Source organism: uncultured Maricaulis sp. (assembly GCF_905480005.1).
GTDB lineage: Bacteria > Pseudomonadota > Alphaproteobacteria > Caulobacterales > Maricaulaceae > Maricaulis.
The window spans coordinates 1-19,941 of sequence record NZ_CAJQOO010000017.1; the positions used below are offsets into that span (position 1 = coordinate 1).

The 19,941-nt window shown below is 64.4% G+C and carries 18 protein-coding genes; 10 read left to right on the plus strand and 8 right to left on the minus strand.

Translation table 11 applies throughout. The annotated features are described in order from the left end of the window. Positions 1-36 precede the first annotated feature (36 nt). From QZ266_RS02570 to QZ266_RS02595, 6 genes are all read right to left on the minus strand, one after another. Complete coding sequence (locus tag QZ266_RS02570) at positions 37-462, minus strand: hypothetical protein (protein ID WP_295691403.1); 426 nt, start codon at positions 460-462, stop codon at positions 37-39. Beyond that, positions 455-832, minus strand: a complete 378-nt coding sequence (locus tag QZ266_RS02575) for a hypothetical protein (protein WP_295691405.1) — start codon at positions 830-832, stop codon at positions 455-457. Before QZ266_RS02575 ends, QZ266_RS02570 begins: the two co-directional genes overlap by 8 nt. After that, positions 832-1,200 (minus strand): hypothetical protein, encoded by a 369-nt coding sequence (locus QZ266_RS02580; protein WP_295691407.1) that lies wholly within the window; start codon positions 1,198-1,200, stop codon positions 832-834. The genes QZ266_RS02575 and QZ266_RS02580 overlap by 1 nt, the downstream gene beginning before the upstream one ends. Before the next feature lie 4 nt (positions 1,201-1,204). Then, on the minus strand, positions 1,205-2,371 hold the full coding sequence (locus tag QZ266_RS02585; RefSeq protein WP_295691408.1) for an acyl-CoA dehydrogenase family protein: 1,167 nt from the start codon (positions 2,369-2,371) through the stop codon (positions 1,205-1,207). Positions 2,372-2,507: 136 nt separating this feature from the next. Next, positions 2,508-4,298, minus strand: a complete 1,791-nt coding sequence (locus tag QZ266_RS02590) for an acyl-CoA dehydrogenase C-terminal domain-containing protein (RefSeq protein WP_295691409.1) — start codon at positions 4,296-4,298, stop codon at positions 2,508-2,510. A 69-nt stretch (positions 4,299-4,367) separates the two neighbouring features. Continuing rightward, positions 4,368-4,850 (minus strand): MerR family DNA-binding transcriptional regulator, encoded by a 483-nt coding sequence (locus QZ266_RS02595; RefSeq protein ID WP_295691410.1) that lies wholly within the window; start codon positions 4,848-4,850, stop codon positions 4,368-4,370. 132 nt (positions 4,851-4,982) lie between these two features. On the opposite strand from QZ266_RS02595, the gene QZ266_RS02600 reads away from it, so the two are divergent. The 5 genes from QZ266_RS02600 to QZ266_RS02620 all read left to right on the plus strand — a co-directional run bounded on the left by QZ266_RS02600 (position 4,983) and on the right by QZ266_RS02620 (position 12,470). Continuing rightward, on the plus strand, positions 4,983-6,674 hold the full coding sequence (locus QZ266_RS02600; protein WP_295691413.1) for a hypothetical protein: 1,692 nt from the start codon (positions 4,983-4,985) through the stop codon (positions 6,672-6,674). A gap of 331 nt (positions 6,675-7,005) precedes the next feature. Continuing rightward, positions 7,006-10,155 (plus strand): peptidoglycan-binding protein, encoded by a 3,150-nt coding sequence (locus QZ266_RS02605; RefSeq protein WP_295691415.1) that lies wholly within the window; start codon positions 7,006-7,008, stop codon positions 10,153-10,155. 6 nt (positions 10,156-10,161) lie between these two features. Next, positions 10,162-11,097 (plus strand): sulfite exporter TauE/SafE family protein, encoded by a 936-nt coding sequence (locus tag QZ266_RS02610; RefSeq protein ID WP_295691416.1) that lies wholly within the window; start codon positions 10,162-10,164, stop codon positions 11,095-11,097. A 1-nt stretch (position 11,098) separates the two neighbouring features. Next, the gene (locus tag QZ266_RS02615; RefSeq protein WP_295691417.1) at positions 11,099-11,956 is read left to right on the plus strand and encodes a TIGR02186 family protein; all 858 of its coding nucleotides are present in this window, start codon (positions 11,099-11,101) and stop codon (positions 11,954-11,956) included. 37 nt (positions 11,957-11,993) lie between these two features. After that, positions 11,994-12,470, plus strand: a complete 477-nt coding sequence (locus QZ266_RS02620) for a DUF3429 domain-containing protein (RefSeq protein WP_295691419.1) — start codon at positions 11,994-11,996, stop codon at positions 12,468-12,470. Positions 12,471-12,605: 135 nt separating this feature from the next. Here the strand turns inward: QZ266_RS02620 and pdeM are convergent, their stop codons facing one another. Both pdeM and QZ266_RS02630 read right to left on the minus strand, forming a co-directional pair. Next, positions 12,606-13,307: a ligase-associated DNA damage response endonuclease PdeM gene (gene pdeM, locus QZ266_RS02625; RefSeq protein ID WP_295691421.1), complete on the minus strand. Its 702-nt coding sequence runs from the start codon at positions 13,305-13,307 to the stop codon at positions 12,606-12,608. Then, entirely contained in the window at positions 13,300-15,774 is a 2,475-nt protein-coding gene (locus QZ266_RS02630) for a ligase-associated DNA damage response DEXH box helicase (protein ID WP_295691423.1), read from the minus strand. Before QZ266_RS02630 ends, pdeM begins: the two co-directional genes overlap by 8 nt. A gap of 137 nt (positions 15,775-15,911) precedes the next feature. Between QZ266_RS02630 and QZ266_RS02635 the strand changes: the two genes are divergently transcribed. From QZ266_RS02635 to QZ266_RS02655, 5 genes are all read left to right on the plus strand, one after another. Continuing rightward, the gene (locus QZ266_RS02635) at positions 15,912-16,859 is read left to right on the plus strand and encodes a hypothetical protein (protein ID WP_295691424.1); all 948 of its coding nucleotides are present in this window, start codon (positions 15,912-15,914) and stop codon (positions 16,857-16,859) included. 94 nt (positions 16,860-16,953) lie between these two features. After that, positions 16,954-17,688 (plus strand): hypothetical protein, encoded by a 735-nt coding sequence (locus QZ266_RS02640; protein ID WP_295691426.1) that lies wholly within the window; start codon positions 16,954-16,956, stop codon positions 17,686-17,688. Between the two features lie 74 nt (positions 17,689-17,762). Beyond that, a complete protein-coding gene (locus tag QZ266_RS02645) occupies positions 17,763-18,593 on the plus strand; it encodes a mechanosensitive ion channel domain-containing protein (protein ID WP_295691428.1) in 831 nt (276 codons plus the stop codon). A gap of 59 nt (positions 18,594-18,652) precedes the next feature. Continuing rightward, positions 18,653-18,973: a DUF6460 domain-containing protein gene (locus QZ266_RS02650; RefSeq protein WP_295691429.1), complete on the plus strand. Its 321-nt coding sequence runs from the start codon at positions 18,653-18,655 to the stop codon at positions 18,971-18,973. A gap of 74 nt (positions 18,974-19,047) precedes the next feature. After that, complete coding sequence (locus QZ266_RS02655) at positions 19,048-19,881, plus strand: response regulator (RefSeq protein ID WP_295691430.1); 834 nt, start codon at positions 19,048-19,050, stop codon at positions 19,879-19,881. Positions 19,882-19,941: the final 60 nt, after the last annotated feature.

Below are 19,941 nucleotides of genomic sequence, written 5' to 3' on the forward strand. Positions count from 1 at the left end.
TCTCGTCTTCCATCTTGAAATGGGTGGGCGTGTACATCAGGCGCGTTTCCCGGAGACGAAGACGAGGGCAAGAAGGAAGGCCGCACTGGGCACCAGCAGGGTCAGCCCCATGGGCACCAGCGAGACCAGGCGCAATTGCGCGAACTCGGCCGGATTCTCGCCGCCGAGCAGAAGATGGGCCGGGATGGAAATGAGGATTGGCGCGGTGGCGATCACCCAATAGCCGATCAACGCCGCCAATACGCGCAGCCGCGAGCCGAGCAGAAACGACACCGCCAGTGCAAACAGGGTCGCGATCACCGGCGGCAGGGCCAGACCCAGCCAGTGCGGATAGCTCTCCAGCGCGAAACTCGCCCCGAACCAGATGCCGGAGCCCAGACGGGCCGCCAGCACGGTCCCGGCACCGCCGGCGATGGCGGCGATAACGAGGGTGCGGAAGGAATTGTCGCGGCTGTCAGTCATGGGCGTCAGCCACTTCGCAGCGATAATCGACGGGCGGATAGCCGGAGACACTGTCACCGACCAGTCGTGTGTCGTCCTCAATGATCCAGACCTCGGTCTGGCGGTCGGTCTCATCGCCGGTCTCCGGGTCGCGGCATTCCCAGGTCAGGCGGAAACCACCCGTGTGCGGGTCGCGGATGAGATAGGTGAACTCGCATTGATCGCCATCGGCGCGGGTAAAGCCGGTTGAGGCATAGCTCTGACCCGAGGTGCAGGCCTCTTCGCCCCATTCGCCCGCCAGGCAGGCGTCGAACTGATCTTCCAGCGTGCCCTCGCCGCCATAGCCGATGCACTGGGCTAGGAGTAGCGCTGAAGCAAAAAGGGTCAGCATTACAGAGTTCTCCATCCCGGCAGCAATTTGGCTAGCAACACACCCACGCCAAGAGCTCCTATCATGATGACGCTTTGGACGATCCATTCAGACACGGCACCGTCGCCCGCAAGGTATCGCCAATTGACCAATGCAATCATAGCAGTGGTAATTAGCGTCCACATGCTCCAACCAAGAGCATAGCCCGCGGCAACAGACATCAGGCTGCCAATAAGCAACGGACCCAAAGCGGCCCATTCTTCTGGAAGAAACGCAGCGCCGACCAACTCACCCAAAATCTTGCTAAAGGCGATGGCTCCAAAAGCACAGAAGAAGATTATCCGTCCTGCCTCTCTCGATGAAAGTGAGTTGTCGTCGGCCTCAGTCATCACCCTACAGCGTCCTCGCAATCAGCAGCTTCATGATCTCGTTTGTCCCGCCATAGATCCGCTGGACGCGGCTGTCGGTCCACATTTTGGCGATCGGGTATTCGCGCATGTATCCGTAGCCGCCATGCAGCTGGACGCATTCGTCCATGACTTCATTCTGGGCTTCAGAGACCCAGTATTTGGCCATCGAGGCGGTGGCGGCGTCGAGTTCGCCCTTCATCAGGCGTTCCGAGCAGTGATGGGTGAAGACCTCGGCCAGGGTCGCCTTGGTCTTGCATTCGGCGAGCTTGAACTGGGTGTTCTGGAATTTCAGGATCGGACGACCAAACGCCTCGCGCTCCTTGGTGTAGTTGATCGTCTCGTGCAGGGCACGCTTCATGGCCCCGACACCCTGGACGGCGATCTGCAGGCGTTCCTGGGGCAATTGCTGCATCAGCTGGATGAAGCCCTGGCCCTCTTCGGTACCGAGCAGCGCATCGGCGGGCACCCAGACATCCTCGAAGAAGAGCTCGGCCGTGTCCTGGGCCTTCATGCCGACCTTGTCGAGAAGGCGGCCGCGACGGAAGCCCTCGACCTTGTCGGTCTCGACCATCAGGAGGGAGACGCCGTCATAACCCTTTTCCGGGTCGGTCTTGGCCACCACGATGATGAAATTGGCCGAGCCGCCATTGGTGATGAAAGTCTTCTGGCCATTGATGCGATAGCCATTGCCATCCTTGACCGCCGTTGTCTTGACGCTCTGAAGGTCCGAGCCCGTGCCCGGCTCGGACATGGCGATGGCGCCGATCAGATCGCCGGAAATCATCCGCGGCAGGACCGACTTCTTCTGATCCTCCGAACCGTAATGGGTGACATAGGGCGCGATGATGGAATTGTGCAGACCGACACCCCAGCCGCCGGCGCCGATCTCGGCACCCGCTGTGTGGAAGACGTATTCATGGCCCCAATCACCACCGGCGCCGCCATATTCCTCAGGCACGGACGGGCAGAGAATCCCGGCCTTGCCGGCCTTGGTCCAGATCTCGCGATCGACCATGCCCTGATCTTCCCAGCGTTCGGCATTGGGCACGCATTCCTTGGCCATGAAGCCGCGCACCGAATCCTCGAACATCCGGACATCCTCGCGCTCGAGAAAGTCCGGACGTGGCACATTGAGTGGATCCTGAAACATGAAACGTCCTCCCCAGACGGTTCGTATTGTGACGGGCCTGACCGCTTGTCGATCTTTGCCCCTTATCAACCGGAATAGTGTGGCGGGCCGTTCTCTCTTGCCGGAACGGTCCCGCCGATATGTTGTCAGTTTGCGCCTAGAAGGCGTCGGCTTCCAGCGCCATCATGGAGTCGGCGCCGGCCTCGACCTTGGCCAGGTGCATGGCCGCTTCCGGGACCCAACGGTCGAGGAAGTACTGGCCGGTCTTCAGCTTGGCGGCATAGATCGGGTCGGTCTCGCCGGCGGCAATCTTGGCTGAGGCGACCTTGGCCATTTTCGCCCACATATAGGTCAGGCAGGTCAGGCCGAAGAGACTGAGATAGTCGTGGCTGCCCGCACCGGCATGGTCGAAGTTATTGAGCGCATTATTCATCAGCCAGTCGGTGGCCTGTTTGAGCTTGCCCTTGGTCTCAGCCACCGCGTTCACGAAGGGCTGGGTCTCGTCATTGCCGCCTTCGGCCACGAAGGCGTCGAGCTCGGCAAAGAAGCTGGTGATCGGGCGCATGCCATTCATGGCCAGCTTGCGGCCGACCAGATCGAGGGCCTGGATCCCGTTCGTGCCTTCATAGATCAGGGTGATACGGGCATCGCGCAGGAGCTGGGACGCGCCCCACTCCTCGGTGAAGCCGGACCCGCCGTGGATCTGCAGGCCGGACGAGACCATGTCATAGCCCTTGCCGGTCAGATAACCCTTCACGATCGGGGTCAGCAGCGCCATGTAATCGCCCGCCTTCTCGCGCATGGTCGGGTCGGACGCCTTCTCCTCGAGATCACCCTGAAGGGCGGTCCAGAGGGCAAAGCAACGGGCCGCTTCGACGAAGGACTTCTGGTCCATCAGCATGCGGCGCACATCCGGGTGCACGATGATCGGATCGGCCGGGCCGTCCTGGTTCTTCGGTCCGGTCAGGGAACGGCCCTGCAGGCGGTCTTTCGCGAAGCCGAGCGATTGCTGATAGGCGGCCTCGGCCAGGGCATAGCCCTGCAGGCCAACACCCAGGCGGGCCTCATTCATCATGATAAACATGATTTTGAGACCCTTGTTCTCCTCGCCGACCAGCCAGCCGGTCGCTTCGTCATAGTCCATGACACACGTGGCATTGCCGTGAATGCCCATCTTGTGTTCCAGGCCACCGCACTTGGCCGAATTGCGTGTCCCCGGATTGCCGTCCGCATCGGGAATGTGCTTGGGCACCACGAAGAGCGAGATACCCTTCACGCCTTCCGGAGCACCCTCGATGCGCGCGAGGACGAGGTGGATGATATTCTCCGCCATGTCGTGCTCGCCGGAGGAGATCCAGATCTTCTGGCCGGTGATCTTGTAGGACCCGTCTGCCTGCGGCACGGCTTTCGTGCGCAGGAGACCGAGATCGGTGCCGCAATGCGGCTCGGTCAGATTCATCGTCCCGCCCCACTGGCAGGAAATCATCTTGGGCAGGTAGAGCGCCTTTTGCTCATCCGACCCGCCGGTCGCCAGGGCGGCGGCGGCCCCCAGGGTCAGGCCCGGATACATGCCAAACGCCATATTGGCCGAGGAGACCATCTCGTTGAAGGCGAGATTGAGAACGTGCGGCAGGCCCTGGCCACCATATTCCGGATCGGAGGACAGCGCGGTCCAGCCGCCTTCGGACATCTGCTTGAAGGCATCTTTCCAGCCGGTCGGCGTCTTCACATTGCCGTCCGCGTCACGCGTACAGCCTTCCTCATCGCCGATCTTGGAGATCGGGGCGAGCACGCCCTCACAGAATTTCGCGCCCTCTTCGAGGATCGCGTCAACCGTGTCGGCATCGGCATCAGCGAAGCCGGGCAGATCGCCATACTGGGTGATATTGAGCACGTCATGCAGGACAAAACGCTGGTCACGAACCGGGGCGCGATACGGGGTGGTCATGATGGGTCTCCGGGGAGCGGGGTGTGGATTGTGTGGTTGTGAATTTGAGGTCGGTGCGGCCGCCGGGAATCAACCCGGGGACAGGCCGCTCCAGTCTTCCAGACGGGCACTGGCCAGGGCTTCGAATGCCCGGGCCCTTCGTCGGACATCGTCCGGCGGGGTACGGTCTTCCAGACGCTCGCGCATCCAGTCGAGGCCGGCAGTAAGCTCAGCCAGGGCGCGCTCGACGTCCTCGCGCTGCTGCTGCAGCACGGTGATACGGTGTTCGAAGCGCTTGATCGCCGGCTCGAGGCGCTCGCGGCCACCTCGGTCGATCGCCTGCAGATCAAGGATTTCCTTGATCTCGTCGAGCGCAAAACCGACCCGCTTGCCGCGCAGGATCAACTCGATACGGGCGCGGTCCTCAGCGGAATAGACCCGGGCTGCGCCGCGGCGCAAAGGATGGATCATCCCCTTCTGCTCGTAGAAGCGAAGCGTGCGCGGGGTGATGTCGAACTCCATGGCGAGTTCGCGAATGGTGAATTCGGTATCGGGGGCGACAGGCTTGATCATGGTGTGAAGGGTGTTCACAAAGTTACGCGAACGTCAACGTCAGATATATGACAAGACGGAAATTGCCGTGACACGCCCCGGCACCGGTTTTGCCCCTTTCATTGTCACCGCGGGCGCGGCAAAGTCCGGCTCATGTTGCGATCCCTTGTTCTGCCCGCCCTTGTTCTGGTCCTGCCCGGCCTGCCCGCCCATGCGATGACGCAGGCGGGACAGCCTGATCCCGGCTTCTCCATCCTCGCGCAGCCGGAGCCGACACCGGACCCGACGCCTGACCAGATCGCACCAGACCTGTCGGACGAAACCTATACGGTGATCGGCCCGCATCTGGACCGTGATTCCTATCTCGCCCTGCGCGGCTATCGTGACGATCTTGTCCTGCGGACGCGCTGGCAGATCACGCGTACGGCGCTGGATGGCACGGCTCTGGGCGAGGAACAGCGCGAGATTGTCATCGGCGATGGCTATGTCACGGAGACCGGTGAGGCCGAACGTGTCATCCAGGACTTTGTCACCAGCCGCACCCTGACCCGCGTTCCGGCCCTCGACGGACCGGTGATGCGCAATGAACCCTTCGTCTCCCATGTGCACCGGCAGATGAATACATTCGCCTACTACACCGAGGGCGGCACGCTGGCAGAAGTCACCGGCCCCGGCGGAACCTCTTTCGATCGCTTCTGGATCGAGGCTGCGATGGGTGTCCGTCTGGGCGAAACCGAACTGGTCTCGACGATCACAGGGGACGCGATCACCGGGGACGAGATCACCGGGGCCGCGATCACCGGGGCCGCAATCACCGAGGTCCGCCGCAGCGCCGAGGGCTCGCCGGTCCTGAGCCATCGCGATGACGGGCTGGGCGCTGGCCGGGCCGCGGCCCTGTTCCGGGGCTGGCTGCAGCATGGCGTGCCGATCCATCCCGACGCCCTGGCGACGCTCAATGCCGAGACCGGCATTCCGGAGGAATTCAGCTTCCTGGTCTTCTCACCGTCCAGCCCGGCCGGACGTCGCGAAACCTGGACCCGACTGAGCGAACATGAAGGCGAAGCCGCCTTTCCCTGGCCCGAGGGGCTGATGCCCGCACGCGCTGACAGCTATCAGATCGCGGACCCGGCCGTGCGCCGCCTGTTGCAGGCCGGTCTTGATGCCGCCGCCCAACCGTCGGCCGCCCCGGACGAAGCCGGCTTCCTCGCTGCCGCCGAGGCCGCCCAGCGCCGCGCCGATCCGTCCGGCGCCTATCTCGCGCTTTATCAGATCTCCCACCACCAGGGCCCATGCCGCGCCGACTCCACCTCACGTGTTTGCAGCCGGATGAGCCAGGTGACGGCGTCGGGCATTGGCAATGCCGGTTTCGAATCCCTGATGAGCGGTATCAGTCGCATGCAAAGCGACCGCGCAGCGGCGCTCAATGTGTTGAAAGATCACCTGCATCGCGACGGACTTGAGGGCGCGGCCGCCAATCTGCTGGCAGCCCAGGCCCTGGCCGCCCTGCGCAGCACCGAGCCGGACGCCTTTCCGGAGCTCAATCTGCAGGCCCTGTTTGCCAGCGCCGCGATCGCGGATCCCTACGCACCGCTGGCCTTCTGGCATGCGGGCCGCTTCGCCGCCAGCCAGAGCGATGTCGAGACAGCCTGGCTGCTCTTCGATATCGCCCGGTCCCTGCCAGCCTCCCGCAGCCTGCCGCCATCGCGCGAAGCCGTCGCCATGAGTGAGCAGTTACAAGCGCTTGCACCGGGCTTTTTCGTGAATGTACCGGAGACGGTGCCGGAGGCTGTGCCGGACGACGGGGACGACGAATCCGACACGGATGGGGCCGACCTGCCGCAGTGACATCCCCCGGCTCCGGGCAAGTTCGGCCCGGCTCGGCTGAAAACTGAGTCGAAACGCCGACTTATCCACACATTTTACCCACCATTAACCGAGTCAGAGCCTTGTTCAGACTCAGGATTTCGCGGCTTTGCGCCTCAATCTGAGAATTGGTGTGGAAACACTACATATTGGGTCTCCACCCTCGGTTTACACTATATTAACTGCGGAATAGCCTTCCGCAGGTTTGGCTGGGAGTGCGAATCACATGTCGTCTTTGGGTGGTCCATGGAGCGTTAAGGGGATTGATCCCCGCGCCCGGGCGAGAGCCAAGACGGCTGCGCGCAAGGAGGGCATGACCCTCGGCGAATGGCTCAATCGCGTCATCCTCGAAGACAATGACACCGCCTCCGCTCACTGGGACGACGCCCTGGAAGCCTTTCCGGGTTTTGGTGGCCAGCAATCCCTGACCGAGGACGAAGACAAGCTGCTGCGGGCGATGGTCAACCGCCTGTCCGACCGGATCGACAATTCCGAGCAGATGTCCGCCCGCACGCTTGGCGGCATCGACAAGGCGCTGACCCAGCTCGCCGAGAAGATCACCAAGACCGGCGAGCGCACCAGCGGCGAGCTGAATGCAGCACGCGACAGTCTGACCCGTGTTCAAAAAAGCCAGGACGAACTTGGCGATCGCGTTCGCTCGCTGGAATCCGGTACGGGCAACGGCGCATCACCGGATACGGTGAAGGCGGTCGAGACCACCATCATGAAGCTGGCTCGCCGCCTCTATGAACACGAGAATGATACCGCCGCTCGCGTGCACGCAGTCGATGCCGACACCAAGCACCTCGCCGAGACCCTGGAAGACCGCCTCGCCCGCCTGGAAAACCGGGCCACAGACTTCGCCGACCTGACCAAGAAGCGCGAAGACCGGGCTGCCGAGACCCTGAACGGCCTGCACACTTCGACCGAAATGCTCAAGGCGCGGATCGAAGGCTCCGAGCGGGTCACCAATGATGCCGCCCGCCTTCTTGAGACGTCCTTCTCGCGCCTGGACGACCGCCTGCGCCAGCTGGAAACCCGCAATTCATCCGACACGGCCGATCTGGAACGGCGTTTCGAACGCCTCACCGATGATGTCGCGCGGAGTATCGCCGAGACCCGTGGCCAGGTCAGCCAGGCCCTCAGCAAGGCGACCTCGGAGCCGCGCGTGGACCGGCTCGAGGATACACTGACCAAGGCGCTGGACCGGATTGACCGGGCCGAACGTCGCCAGGGCGACAACATGTCCCGGCTTGGCGAGGAGATCACGAAACTCGCCGTCGCGATTGATCACCGCCTGACCGAAAGCGAACGCCGCTCTGCAAATGCAATGCGCGAAAGCCAGTCGGAACAGAAGCTGGATCGTCGCCTGGATGAGGTTCGCCAGGAACAAAAGGACTCCATGAAGCGCATGGGCGAGGAGGTCACTCGCCTCGGCCGCGCCCTCGGCGATCGTATTGTGAAGTCCGAGGAGCGCTCCGCCGCCCTGGTGGAGACGGCAACCGATCGCATGGGTCAGGTGATGGACCGGCTGGAGCAGTCCGGCCGTGAAGACAATCTGGAAGATCGCCTGCGCCAGTCCGAGGAGCGCACCGCCCAGCGTATCGAGGACGCCATGTCCGGCGTGAAGGATCGCATGAGCGCGGTCCGTGCCGAGACCGAGCAGGCCCTGTCGCCGGTCCAGCGTGCCATGTCAGCGCTCGCCGACCGGCTGGAAGCGATTGAAACGCGCGGCAAGCCTGCCGAGCCCGAGCCATCGGACACCGCCGACGAAAGCCAGGTCACGGCTGAGAGTGACGCGGTCGAGATCGATTTTGACACGCCGCTCGCGCCGCCGCCGCAGGCTGAAACACCTGCGGGCGGCTTCGATGTCGATGGCGATGACCCATTCCTGGCCGAGGCCGCTCAGGCAAACCCGGCACCTCAGGCGGCGCCGCTGGCAACCAAGCCCGCCGCACCAGCGGCCGCCCCGGTTCTGCGCGAAACGACCGCAAGTGCCGCCCCGACGCCAGCACCCGCGCAACCGACACCGGGCCCCGCCCCTCATGCGCGCGGGCCTGTCCAGCCGCCGGCCCGACCGGCCCAGCCCCAGCGCATGGGCGCCACCGCCGATGCCGATTTCCTCGCCGCGGCCCGGGAACGCACGCGCGCCGGCATGCCGGGCCAGTCACTTGAAGGCGGCGAGCGCCGCGCGCCGCAGACCAAATTTGGTCGCACCCTGCTCTACGCCCTGCCTGTTGTCGCACTGGTCATGTTGTCCGGCGCTGGCGCCCTGCTGATCTGGGAAGCCTGGCAGGGAGATGGGGAACGCGTGGCGGCAGAGGCCGAGGCCGAACGCAGCTTCATTGCCCAGGTCGAAGCCGACCTTTCCGGCTCCGAACAAACACCCCTCACCTCGGCTGGCCCGACCCAGCTTGCCGCGGTCGAAACCACGCCCGGGCCCGCACGCGAAACGCCGGTGCCACAAAACGCCGACCCGGTCCCTGCCGAAGCGCGCCCGCCGACGGCCGCCAGCGACCCGGCTCGCCCGCCTGCCAACCAGGTCGCAGACGCAACCGGGACCAGCCTGCCCGCGACTGCCGCAGTTGAGCCAGCTCCTGCCCCCGTCCGCACACCGGCTGACACCCAGGCCGAAACCCAGGCGAACGGTCCCGGCCGCGTAACACTGGAAAGCGCAGCCGCCGATGGAAATCCCGTCGCCCGCTACCAGCTCGGCATCCGTGCGCTGGACAATGGAGACGCGCAAACCGCGGCCATCCTTCTGCGCCGCGCCGCGGAACAGGGCGTTCCGGCCGCTCAATACCGCTATGGCAAACTTCTGGAGACCGGCGAGGGCGTCGAGATCAATCTCGAAGACGCCCGCCGCTGGACAGAACGCGCCGCGAATGCCGGTCACCGCCGGGCCATGCACAATCTCGGTGTGATGTACTACTATGGCACCGGTGCCGCGCAGAACATGGATACCGCGGCACGCTGGTTCCAGGAGGCTGCCTTGCTCGGTCTGCGTGATTCCCAGTTCAATCTGGCGCTGCTCTACGAGACCGGCGACGGCGTTCCCCTGAGTCTGCCGGATGCCTATGCCTGGTTCACGATTGCCGCCAGCGACAGCGATCCGACAGCGTCCGAACGCGCGTCCACTCTGGCCGAGATGATCGAGCCGGAGGCGCTTCAGGCCGCGCGCGCAACCGCCGCCGGTTTCACGCCGCGACCGCTCGATGGCGAGGCCAATGGCATATATGCCGACCTGCCCTGGGAGCGCGTGGCCACTACGGACATGGTGATGGTTCGCCGGGCCCAGGGCTTCCTTTCGGTGCTCGGCTACGGCCCCGGCCCGCTGGACGGCCAGATCGGCGACCGCACGCGCGATGCCATCATGTCATTCGAGGCCGATCAGGGCCTGCCCCGCACCGGACGTGTCGATCCCGTTCTCGTTGAACGGCTCGAGCGCGCGGCGGCGGGTTGATCCGCGGTGCAGATCTACCTCCCGATCGCAGAAATCTCAGTCAACATCTTCCTATTGCTCGGACTGGGTCTGGGCGTCGGCTTTCTCTCGGGCATGTTCGGGGTCGGTGGCGGCTTCCTGATGACCCCGCTCCTGATCTTCATCGGTGTCCCGCCAGCCGTCGCCGTGTCGACCGGCGCCAATCAGATCGTGGCCTCTTCAGCTTCGGGCGTCTTCCCGCACTGGAAACGAAAAACCCTTGATCTCAAAATGGGGGTCCTGTTGCTGATCGGCGGCTCCGCCGGCTCGATCGCCGGCGTGCAATTATTCGCCCTGCTTCGGGGCATGGGCCAGATCGATCTGATCATCTCTTTGAGTTATGTGGGCTTTCTCGGCGTGGTCGGGGGTTTGATGATGGTCGAGAGCGTGCGCTCCCTAATCCGCGCCGCCAATCCGGACAAGTCCGCCAGCAAGCGTCCGCTGCGCAAGCGCGGCTGGATCGACCGCATGCCGTACAAGATGCGCTTCCCGGCATCGGGGCTGTACATCTCGGTCATCCCGCCCGTCGCCATCGGATTCTTTGTCGGCACATTGGTCGCCATCATGGGGGTGGCGGGCGGCTTCATCATGGTCCCGGCCATGATCTACATGCTGCGCATGCCGACCAATGTCGTGATCGGAACCTCGCTCTTCCAGATCCTCTTCGTCACAGCCCTGACCACTTTACTGCAAGCCGCCCAGAACCAGACCGTGGACATCCTGCTGGCCCTCCTGCTGACGGTTGGCGGGGTGATCGGCGCCCAGTTCGGCGCCCGGGCCGGCCGGAATGTGAAGGCCGAGGAATTGCGCGCCCTGCTGGCGGCTCTTGTCCTGGCCGTCTGCCTGAAAATGGGCTGGGACCTGGTGGTCACGCCCTCTGAGCTTTTCACCATCCTGCCGCGCGGCGGCGGGGAGGGGTTCTGAGATGATTGCCACCCTTCTCCTCGCGCTCGGTCTGCAGGGCCAGCCCCAGATCGCAACCGAGGCACCTGGAATCGTCGCTGCCCTGACCCAGGAAACGGTCGAGATCCGGGAGGATTTCGATGGTGCCGAACTGGTGCTGTACGGGGCGACGCGCGGCCTCACAATCCAGGACGAGATCGTTGTCGTGCTGCGGGGTCCGGGGCGGGATTTGCGGGTGATGCAGAAGGCCCGCAGCTTCGGCATATGGGTCAATTCGGCGCCACTCGAATTCGATGATGTGCCGAGCTATTACGCGATCGCCACATCGCTGCCGCTGGAAACCATAGCAGGCCCGGAGGAACTCGAGCGCAGCGGCATTGGCCTGCAGGCCATGCTGGAGGCCAATGCCGCAGCCATGGAGCCAAGCTGGCTGCTGGGCGCTTCAACGGCCGTCGACGCCGCGGCGCCCGATGCCCAACCGCGCAACCTGCCCGATGGCGCGAGCCTGGCCGAGCCTCCCGCGATGATCCGCCAGGACCGGGTGAGCGAGTATCTTGATGCCATCGCCCGGGACGGACGCCGCGACAATGTTTTTGCCGAAGCTCAACGCGGCGTCGAAATCCTGGATGGAGGCTTGTTCCGGGCCACCATTGCCCTGCCACCGCTCACCCCTGTCGGCGATTACGTTGCCGAGGTCTATCTCTTCCGCGATGGTCGCCCGATCGCCAGCCGATCGGCCAGCCTTCGCGTCGAAAAGGCCGGTATCGAGCGCTTCTTCTTTGAATTCGCTCATGACCTGCCCATCCTCTACGGCCTGTTCTGCGTGCTGCTGGCTATGCTGGCCGGCTATATCGCCAATCTGGCCTTCAATCGCCGCTAGGCCTTTTCGCCGGCGACCGCGCGCCTAGATTGGGCGTATGGACAGACAATCTTCCCTCCCCGCAACGCCCCTCTGGCTCGGCCTGACCGGCTGGATCCCGTTCTGGCTTCCTGTGCTGTCGACGGCCCATGCCGTTGTCACCGACCGGTCAGCCGCCGCTGAAGGGGCCCTCTTCGTTATCTATGCCGCGATCATTCTCGGTTTTCTGGGCGGCGTTCGATGGGGGCGGGCACTGGCTCAAGGCGAAGAGCAGACGCTCGACAGCCCGACCTTCGTCCTGTCGATCGTGCCGAGCCTGGCCGGTCTGGCCGCAGCGCTTCTCCTCTGGGCTGGCCTGCCACTGATCGCTTTCGCGCTGATCCTGGTCGCCCTCATCATCCATTGGCGCTGGGACCTGACTGCCTGTCGGCGCGGCGATCTGCCCGCCTGGTATGGCCAGCTGCGCGCCATCCTGACGGCTGGCGCGGTTGGCGCGACCCTTGCGATGCTTGCCCTTTATCCGCTGACCGGCTGATCGCTCCTCCCGCCATTCAACCGGGACAGGTTACCGGTTGAATGCTGGCATGGCCTTCATCCGCGACAATTCAGCCAGCGTGCTCGACCGGGCCAGAAAACGGCAGTCCGGGCCCGTCAGCGGCCAGGCCACAGACTAGTAGCGATCCGGCACGCACGTCTTCGCGGCGACCGGATAGACCCGCGTCCGCCCCATGACGAGCGCACCCGGCGTTTTGCCGAAACAGCGTACAAAAGCCGGATCGCAAACATTCAGCCCGCCGGTATAGGCCCCGAAGGCCGGCATGACGAGCCGCTGGCCGTCGGTCGCGAAGCAGCGCGCCCGCACCGATCGCCCCTGCCCGCGCACCTTGGCACAGGGATGGAGATGGCCGGCGATTTCGCCCGGCGCTACACCCTCAGTCGGCTCATGCCGCAGAACCAGATTTCCAATCTCGAGCGTGTGCCGCACCTCCCCGCCGAATTGCGGCGGGGGTGCGGGGTCGTGATTGCCCTCGATCCAGACCCAGCGCGAAACGCTGGCGACCAGGTCGGCGAGACGTTCAACGTCTGCGCCATCCATGCGCCGGTCGGCCAGCTGGTCGTGGAAACTATCCCCCAGCGCGATCAGAGTTTGAGGGCGATGGCGGCTGATGGCGGCGGCCAGACGGCGCAGCGTCGTGCGTGTATCATAAGGTGGCAGCATCTGGCCGCCCATGCCGAAAGACGACCCCTTCTCGAAGTGCAAATCCGAGACAATCAGGGTCGCGCTGTCCGGCAGGAGCAAAACACCGTCCGGATCGGCGATCGCACGTGCGTCGGCGAGGCTGAATTCATGGTCGGTGAGCGTGTCAGTCAAGCCGGACGGCCTCCGCAATCAGGTCCTCGGCAGCGTCTTCCAGAATGCTGTCATGACCCTCGCCATAGACCGGTTCCTTGCCGATCTCCAGCATGACCGGCACGGCCAGGGGCGAGATCCGATCCAACGGCATATGGGTCACCCGGCCACGAATTCGCGCGAGGGCTTCGCCCAGGCGGCGAATGTCCAGCAAGCCGGCCGCCGCATCCTGCCAGGCTGCCCGCAGCAGGATGTGATCCGGCTCGTGCTCGCGCAGGACGTCATAGATGAGGTCAGTCGAAAAAGTGACCTGACGCCCGGTCTTCTCCTGCCCCGGAAAGCGGCGCTCGATCAGACCGGCAATGACCGCGCAATTGCGGAAGGTGCGTTTCATCAACTGGCTCTCCGCCAGCCAGGCATCAAGATCATCGCCCATCATGTCCTCATCGAAGAGGGCATCGAAATCGAGACCAGACAGGTCACGCAAGCCCCAGACCGAGACGGCATACTCATTGGCGACAAAGCCCATCGGCCTCATCCCCAGCCGCTCCAGGCGCCGGGTCAGCAACATGCCGAGGGTCTGATGCGCCAGTCGTCCCTCGAACGGGTAGCAGACCAGATAGTGGCGCGCAGAACGCGGGAAGGTTTCGACCAGAAGTCCATCGGCTGCCGGCAGACGGGAACGCACGGCCTGGAGTCGCAGCCAGTCACCAACCTGGTCCGGCAGGCCATCCCATTGTTCCCGGTCCTGGACCATGTCGCGCACGCGGGCTGCCAGATAGGTGGAGAGTGGAAACTTGCCGCCCTGATAGGAGGGGATTTTCGGATCGGCCTCCGCCGCCCGCACGACCCGGGCGGTCATTTCCTCGATACCGACAAAGCGCAGGACCTGGCCGGCGAAGATGAAGGTATCGCCGGGCGTGAGTTGTTCGACGAACCATTCCTCGATCTGGCCGAGCCGGTGGCCACCCCGCCCGCGCGCTGACACCACGACATCAAGCATGGGCGCCTCGACAATGGTGCCGACATTCATGCGGTAGCGCTGGGCGATCTGCGGCGTTCGCGCGAGCCAGCGCCCGTCCTTGCGCTGAACCAGCCGTCGGAAACGCTCATAGGTATTGAGCGCATAGCCCCCCGTCGCGGTAAAATCGAGCACGCGATCAAAGGTCTCGCGGTCGAGATGCGAATAGGGTGTGGCGCTGCGCACCTCGTCGAACAGCGCGTCAGCGAGGAAACCATCCCCGCATCCCCGCCCCATGATGTGCTGGGCGAGGACATCGAACGCCCCCGCGCCCAGGGGTTCCCCGTCCAGGGCATTCTCGGCCACGGCGTCGCGCGCAGCCTGGCATTCGAGATGCTCGAACCGATTGGTTGGCGCCAGCAAAGCCTTCGAAGGCGCGTCGAGCCGGTGATTGGAGCGGCCCAGACGCTGGATGAGGCGGGAGGAGCCCTTTGGCGCGCCCATCTGCACCACCAGGTCGACATCGCCCCAATCGATGCCGAGATCGAGCGTGGAGGTGCACACCACCGCCTTCAGCCGCCCTTCAGCCATCGCCTTTTCCACCTTGCGCCGCTGTTCCGGCGACAGCGAGCCATGATGCAGGGCGATCGGCAGATTGTCGGAGTTATGGGACCATAATTCCTGGAAGGTGAGCTCGGCCTGGGAGCGTGTATTGACGAAAACGAGCGCCATCTTCGCGCGCTTGATCCGCGCGTAGACATCCGCCAGCGCGTGTCGACCGGAATGGCCGGCCCAGGGGATACGGTCCGTGGGGTCGAGGATTTCGACCTCCGGTCGCGCCCCGGGCGATCCGCGAATGATGCGCGCGAACCGGTCTTCACAAGGCGCCTGGGCCACCAGCCAGCGCGCGAGGCCGCCCTCGTCGGCGACAGTCGCGGAGAGGCCCGCCCGCGTCGCCCGGGGTGCCCATTGGCGGATGGTCGCCAGGTCGAGCGAGAGCAGGTCGCCACGCTTTTGCGGCGCGATCGCATGGGCTTCGTCGATGATGATGCGTCTGAGGTCGCGAAAGAAGGCCTCCGCGTTCGCCGTGGCGCAAAAGAGGGCCAGTTGTTCCGGAGTGGTCAGGAGAATGTCCGGCGGATGCGCGCGTTGACGCTGGCGCTTGCTGGTCGACGTGTCGCCGGTTCGGGTCTCGATACGCAGATCCAGCCCCATCTCCTCGACCGGCATCATCAGATTGCGCGCGACATCCACGGAAAGCGCCTTGAGCGGCGAGATATAGAGTGTGTGAAGCGCATGAGGCCGGTCGCGTCCGGCCTGCGAGGCTGCCGGCGCCAGGTCAATCAGACTGGGCAGGAATCCACCCAGCGTCTTGCCGCCCCCGGTGGGCGCAATCAGCAGCGCGTCCTCTCCGGCCTCCGCCGCGGCGATCATCTCGAGCTGGTGGGACCGGGCTGCCCAGCCCCGTGTGGCGAACCAGTCGGCAAAGCGGGGCGGTAGACTGGCGGTGGCTGGCACTGACGGCATCGACTCTCTTTAGCGGCCTCGCAAGGAGGGACCCCATCTCCATGGGGGGAAGGCTGCCCTTAGCGTCCCCCTGCCGTTTATGCCCCGTTTTCGCCATGCTCGCAGGCAAGACTGGCATTAGCGAGGGAAACTGGGTCATGGTCAACGCCGTCATTGAACGGTTTCAACGGCTTGATGCCGCGTTCAGTGAGCGCGCCAGCAAGGGTGAGCGCCTGTATGGCCGCTTCTCGGCCCTTGCCAGCATTTCGTCGTCCGAGACCGCTGACATCCTCGCCGCCCGCAGCTTCCAGATCCGCGACAGGCTCAATGAAGGCTTGGGCACGTGGAAGTCCCCGGGCCGCGCCATGCGACTTGTCTTCGCCGCCGCACTCGCGGCCTCGAACAGGTCTGCCGATAATTTCTTCACCGTCCGCACCGCCCTGAATGACCGTCGCCGTGACCGCGGCACGCGGGCTCTCAGTCATGGTGGTTCCTGCGCCGCGCTCGCGCTTGTTGTCGCCGGTGGCGAGTCCGGCCAGGTCGACAATTTCTTCGATATTCTGGACGAGATTTCGCTGCCCTGGTGGCGCCGCGTCCCGGCCCGTGAGGATGTACTCGCCGCAGCCTTTGCCGCGCTCGGTGATACGCCGGAACATGCACGCACCAAACTCGACACGGCCCGTCTGGCGCTGCGTTCGGCAGGGGTGCCCGGGCATCATGTCGAGGGCGCTGCTCAGGAAATTTGCCTCGGGCCAGTCGACCCGGGCGAACTCGCTGCGGCCTGGACCAGTTTGAACACCGCCGTCCGCGGCCGCCCCATATTGCGCAATGGCGTCGGCAAGACGGGGCTGGCCGTGCTCGCTTCACGCGGTCGCGGGCCGGACATTGCCGACAGGCTGGTGACCAGTTTCGAGGCCGTCCGCGCGTTGCGACCACGGCCATCGGGCCAGGTCGCCGCACGCCTCGCCATGCGTTTGGCCCAGGCCCAGACCGGTACCAGCGAACCGCATGCCGCCGCCCGAGACCTCGCGGCCATCCTGGCCGCCCAGGCCGCTGTGATCGCCGCCGTGGCCGGCTCGACCGCGGCTGTCGCCGCCGCGACATGACCCCGGCCGGAGCTTCCGGCGTGACAGGCTTCGGGATAAAGCGCTAAGACAGAGCACGCCTGTTTCGAGGCTCAACCGTGTCCGGGGGGTAGCGGTGCCATTCAGACAACTGAGTTCAGACCACATTGTCCAAACGCTGGAACGCCTCGGTGCACGCACGCGCGACCGTTTCCCGGCAGCCAGTTTCAACAATGTTGTTGTCGAGCTGATCGACCTCGCCAAGCGCGACCGACGCCGCAGCCAGCGCCTGGCTCGGCCTTACCTTTTCCTGCGCGCCGGGATTATTCTCGCGATCCTGCTTGCCCTTGCCGGCCTGGCTTATGTCGGCGAACGCGTCTTCAACTGGGCCCAGGATACCGGGGCAACGGCCGATGTCTTCACCATCTTTGAAGGCGTCGAGGCCGGCCTCAATATTGTCATCCTGGCTGCAGTCGCGATTTTCACACTGACACGTGTGGAAGAGCGCCTGAAACGCTCGCTGGCGCTTGATGACCTGCACGAGCTGCGGTCAATCGCGCACGTCATCGACATGCATCAGCTGACCAAGGATCCCACCGCCCTCCTGCGACTCGGCCCGCGCACGACCGCATCGCCGGAGCGGGCAATGAGCGAGTTCGAACTCGGCCGTTATCTCGATTATTGCGCCGAGGCGCTCAGCCTCGCCGGGAAAATTGCGGCCCTTTATGCCCAGAGCTCTCGAGATCCGGTGGTGATTGCCTCGGTCAATGATATCGAGACCCTGACCTCGAACATGTCTGCGAAAATCTGGCAGAAGATCAATATCGTCCGGGATGCCGCGCCGGGTGAGGTCGAGACACCGGCAGAATAGGCGGTTCGGCCCTCCCCTTGCACAATGAAGGGTGGTAGGAGCTTTTTCAGGATCGAATACCCAAGGGGGAAGCCATGAATCCCGAAGACCTCATGAATCCGGAAACACTCGCCACACTCGTGGAGACCGGAATCGCCGCTGGTACCAATGTCGTCCTGGCCGCCATCATCCTGATCATCGGCCTGATGATTGCCGGATCCGTGCGCAAGGCTATCCACAGTGCCGTGTACAAGAGCGAGCGGATGGACGACACGCTCGGCGCCTTCTTCGGCTCGCTGGCCTATTACGGCATCATGGCGATGGTCGTCATTGCCATGCTCGGCACGTTCGGCATTCCCACGACAAGCTTTGTCGCGACGCTCGGCGCTGCCTCCCTGGCCATTGGCCTTGCCCTGCAGGGCACACTCTCCAATCTGGCCGCCGGGGTCATGTTGATCCTGTTCCGCCCCTACCGCCTCGGCGACTGGGTCGAGCTGGCCGGCACGTCGGGGGCGGTCAAGGAGATCACCCTCTTCACCACGGTTCTGGCCACCGGCGACAACAAGAAGATCATTGTCCCCAACGGCAAGTCCTGGGGCGACACGATCACCAACTACTCGGCCAACCCGACCCGCCGCGTCGATCTGGTTTTCTCGATCGATTACGGGGATGACATCACCAAGGCGCAGGACGTGATCGCCCAGGTTCTCTCCGGCGATGCGCGCGTGCACGCGGATCCGGCCGTCTTTACGGCGGTCACGGCGCATGGCGAATCCTCGGTCGATATCGTTGCGCGGGCCTGGTGCGATACCGGTGATTACTGGGGTGTGCATTTCGACGCGATGAAGAACGTCAAGGAAGCGTTCGACAAGAACAGCATTTCCATCCCCTACCCGCACCGCGTCAATATCGCCCGCAAGGGCTGACCGGAAGGACATCGGGGCTGCGGCCCCGATTGCGCCTCATTTGAAGGTAAGCTGGCCCGATGACAGATCGAGACACATCCGCGGAGCGTGCGCCTGAGCGCACGACCTTCGTCCAGCGCCTGATCCGTATCGGCTCGACCGATATCATTCGGGTCGTCGTCCTGTGCGTGCTGGCCGGCTTCGTGCTGGCGGCCTTTCACGTCAATCCGCGCCGCCTTTGGGTCGACTTCTTTGGCACCATTGCCGAATCCTGGGGTCGCTTCATTGAATTCCTGACCCATTCGGTTGGCTGGGCGATCGAGTATTTTCTGCTCGGCGCCATCCTGGTCATCCCGATCTGGATCGTGGTTCGTGTCCTCGGAGCCTTGCGTAACCGCTGAAGATTTCCGGCAATTCGGTTTTGTTAACCATCTTCCTTTGCCGGTTGGCAAGAAAGCCTTGCTAGACGTTCGGCATGAACGCGCGCGCCTCAACCCTTCCCGTCGCCCGGACGGTTTCGACGCCCGAGGCGGCATCCACATGCAATGCGGCGCCTCTGCTGCTGGAATCCAACGGCTATCTTCGCAACATGCTGATCAGGCTGCTGCGCGACGCAGGCGCGGACCATGTCATGGTTGCCCGGCGCAGCGGGGCGGTGATCGAGCAGATCAGCGAACACCCGCCCAGCGTCATCATCGCGGACTGGCACGACCATGAGAATCCCGATGACGACCGGCTGAAGCTCGTGCGGGAAATCCGCGAGACCGAGAATGCCGCCTTTCGCGATACGCCGATCGTCTTCATCTCACAGCCGCGTTCGCGGCGCGAGATTGAGCGCGCCCGCGACGCCGGCGTGTCCGAATTCCTGATCACGCCCATCGCGCCGGTCACCCTGCAAGACCGTTTGCGCTCGCTTGATACGAGCCCACGCACCTTCGTCAATGCCGCCCGCTTCACCGGACCGGACCGGCGGCGCCGGCCACGCCGGGCTCACGGCCCCGCCTACAAGCGAACCGCCGATGTCGACGCCGAGCTGACAACGCCGATGGCTGCCGCCCGCGCGGCGGCCAGCGCGCTCGTCAGTGAGACCCAGTTGACCGGCGATCGTCTGGCCATCCGGGTTGGCCGCTCGCTCCAGCGCTTCCTGACAACCGTCAGCGACTACACACCGGTCGAGGCCGAGGTTGTGGCAATGCATCGAGCGGCTCTGGCCCAGCTGGTTCGGATGGTCGAGGACGGCAATCCGCTGCGCGAGCCGGTGGTTACCGGCCTTGAACAGGTCGTCGCCAAGCGCATGGGTCGCGGCTAAGCCCCCTTCCGGCAAGGGACGGGCTGCCCTATCAAAGGCGGGAGACCTGTTCAGGACCGC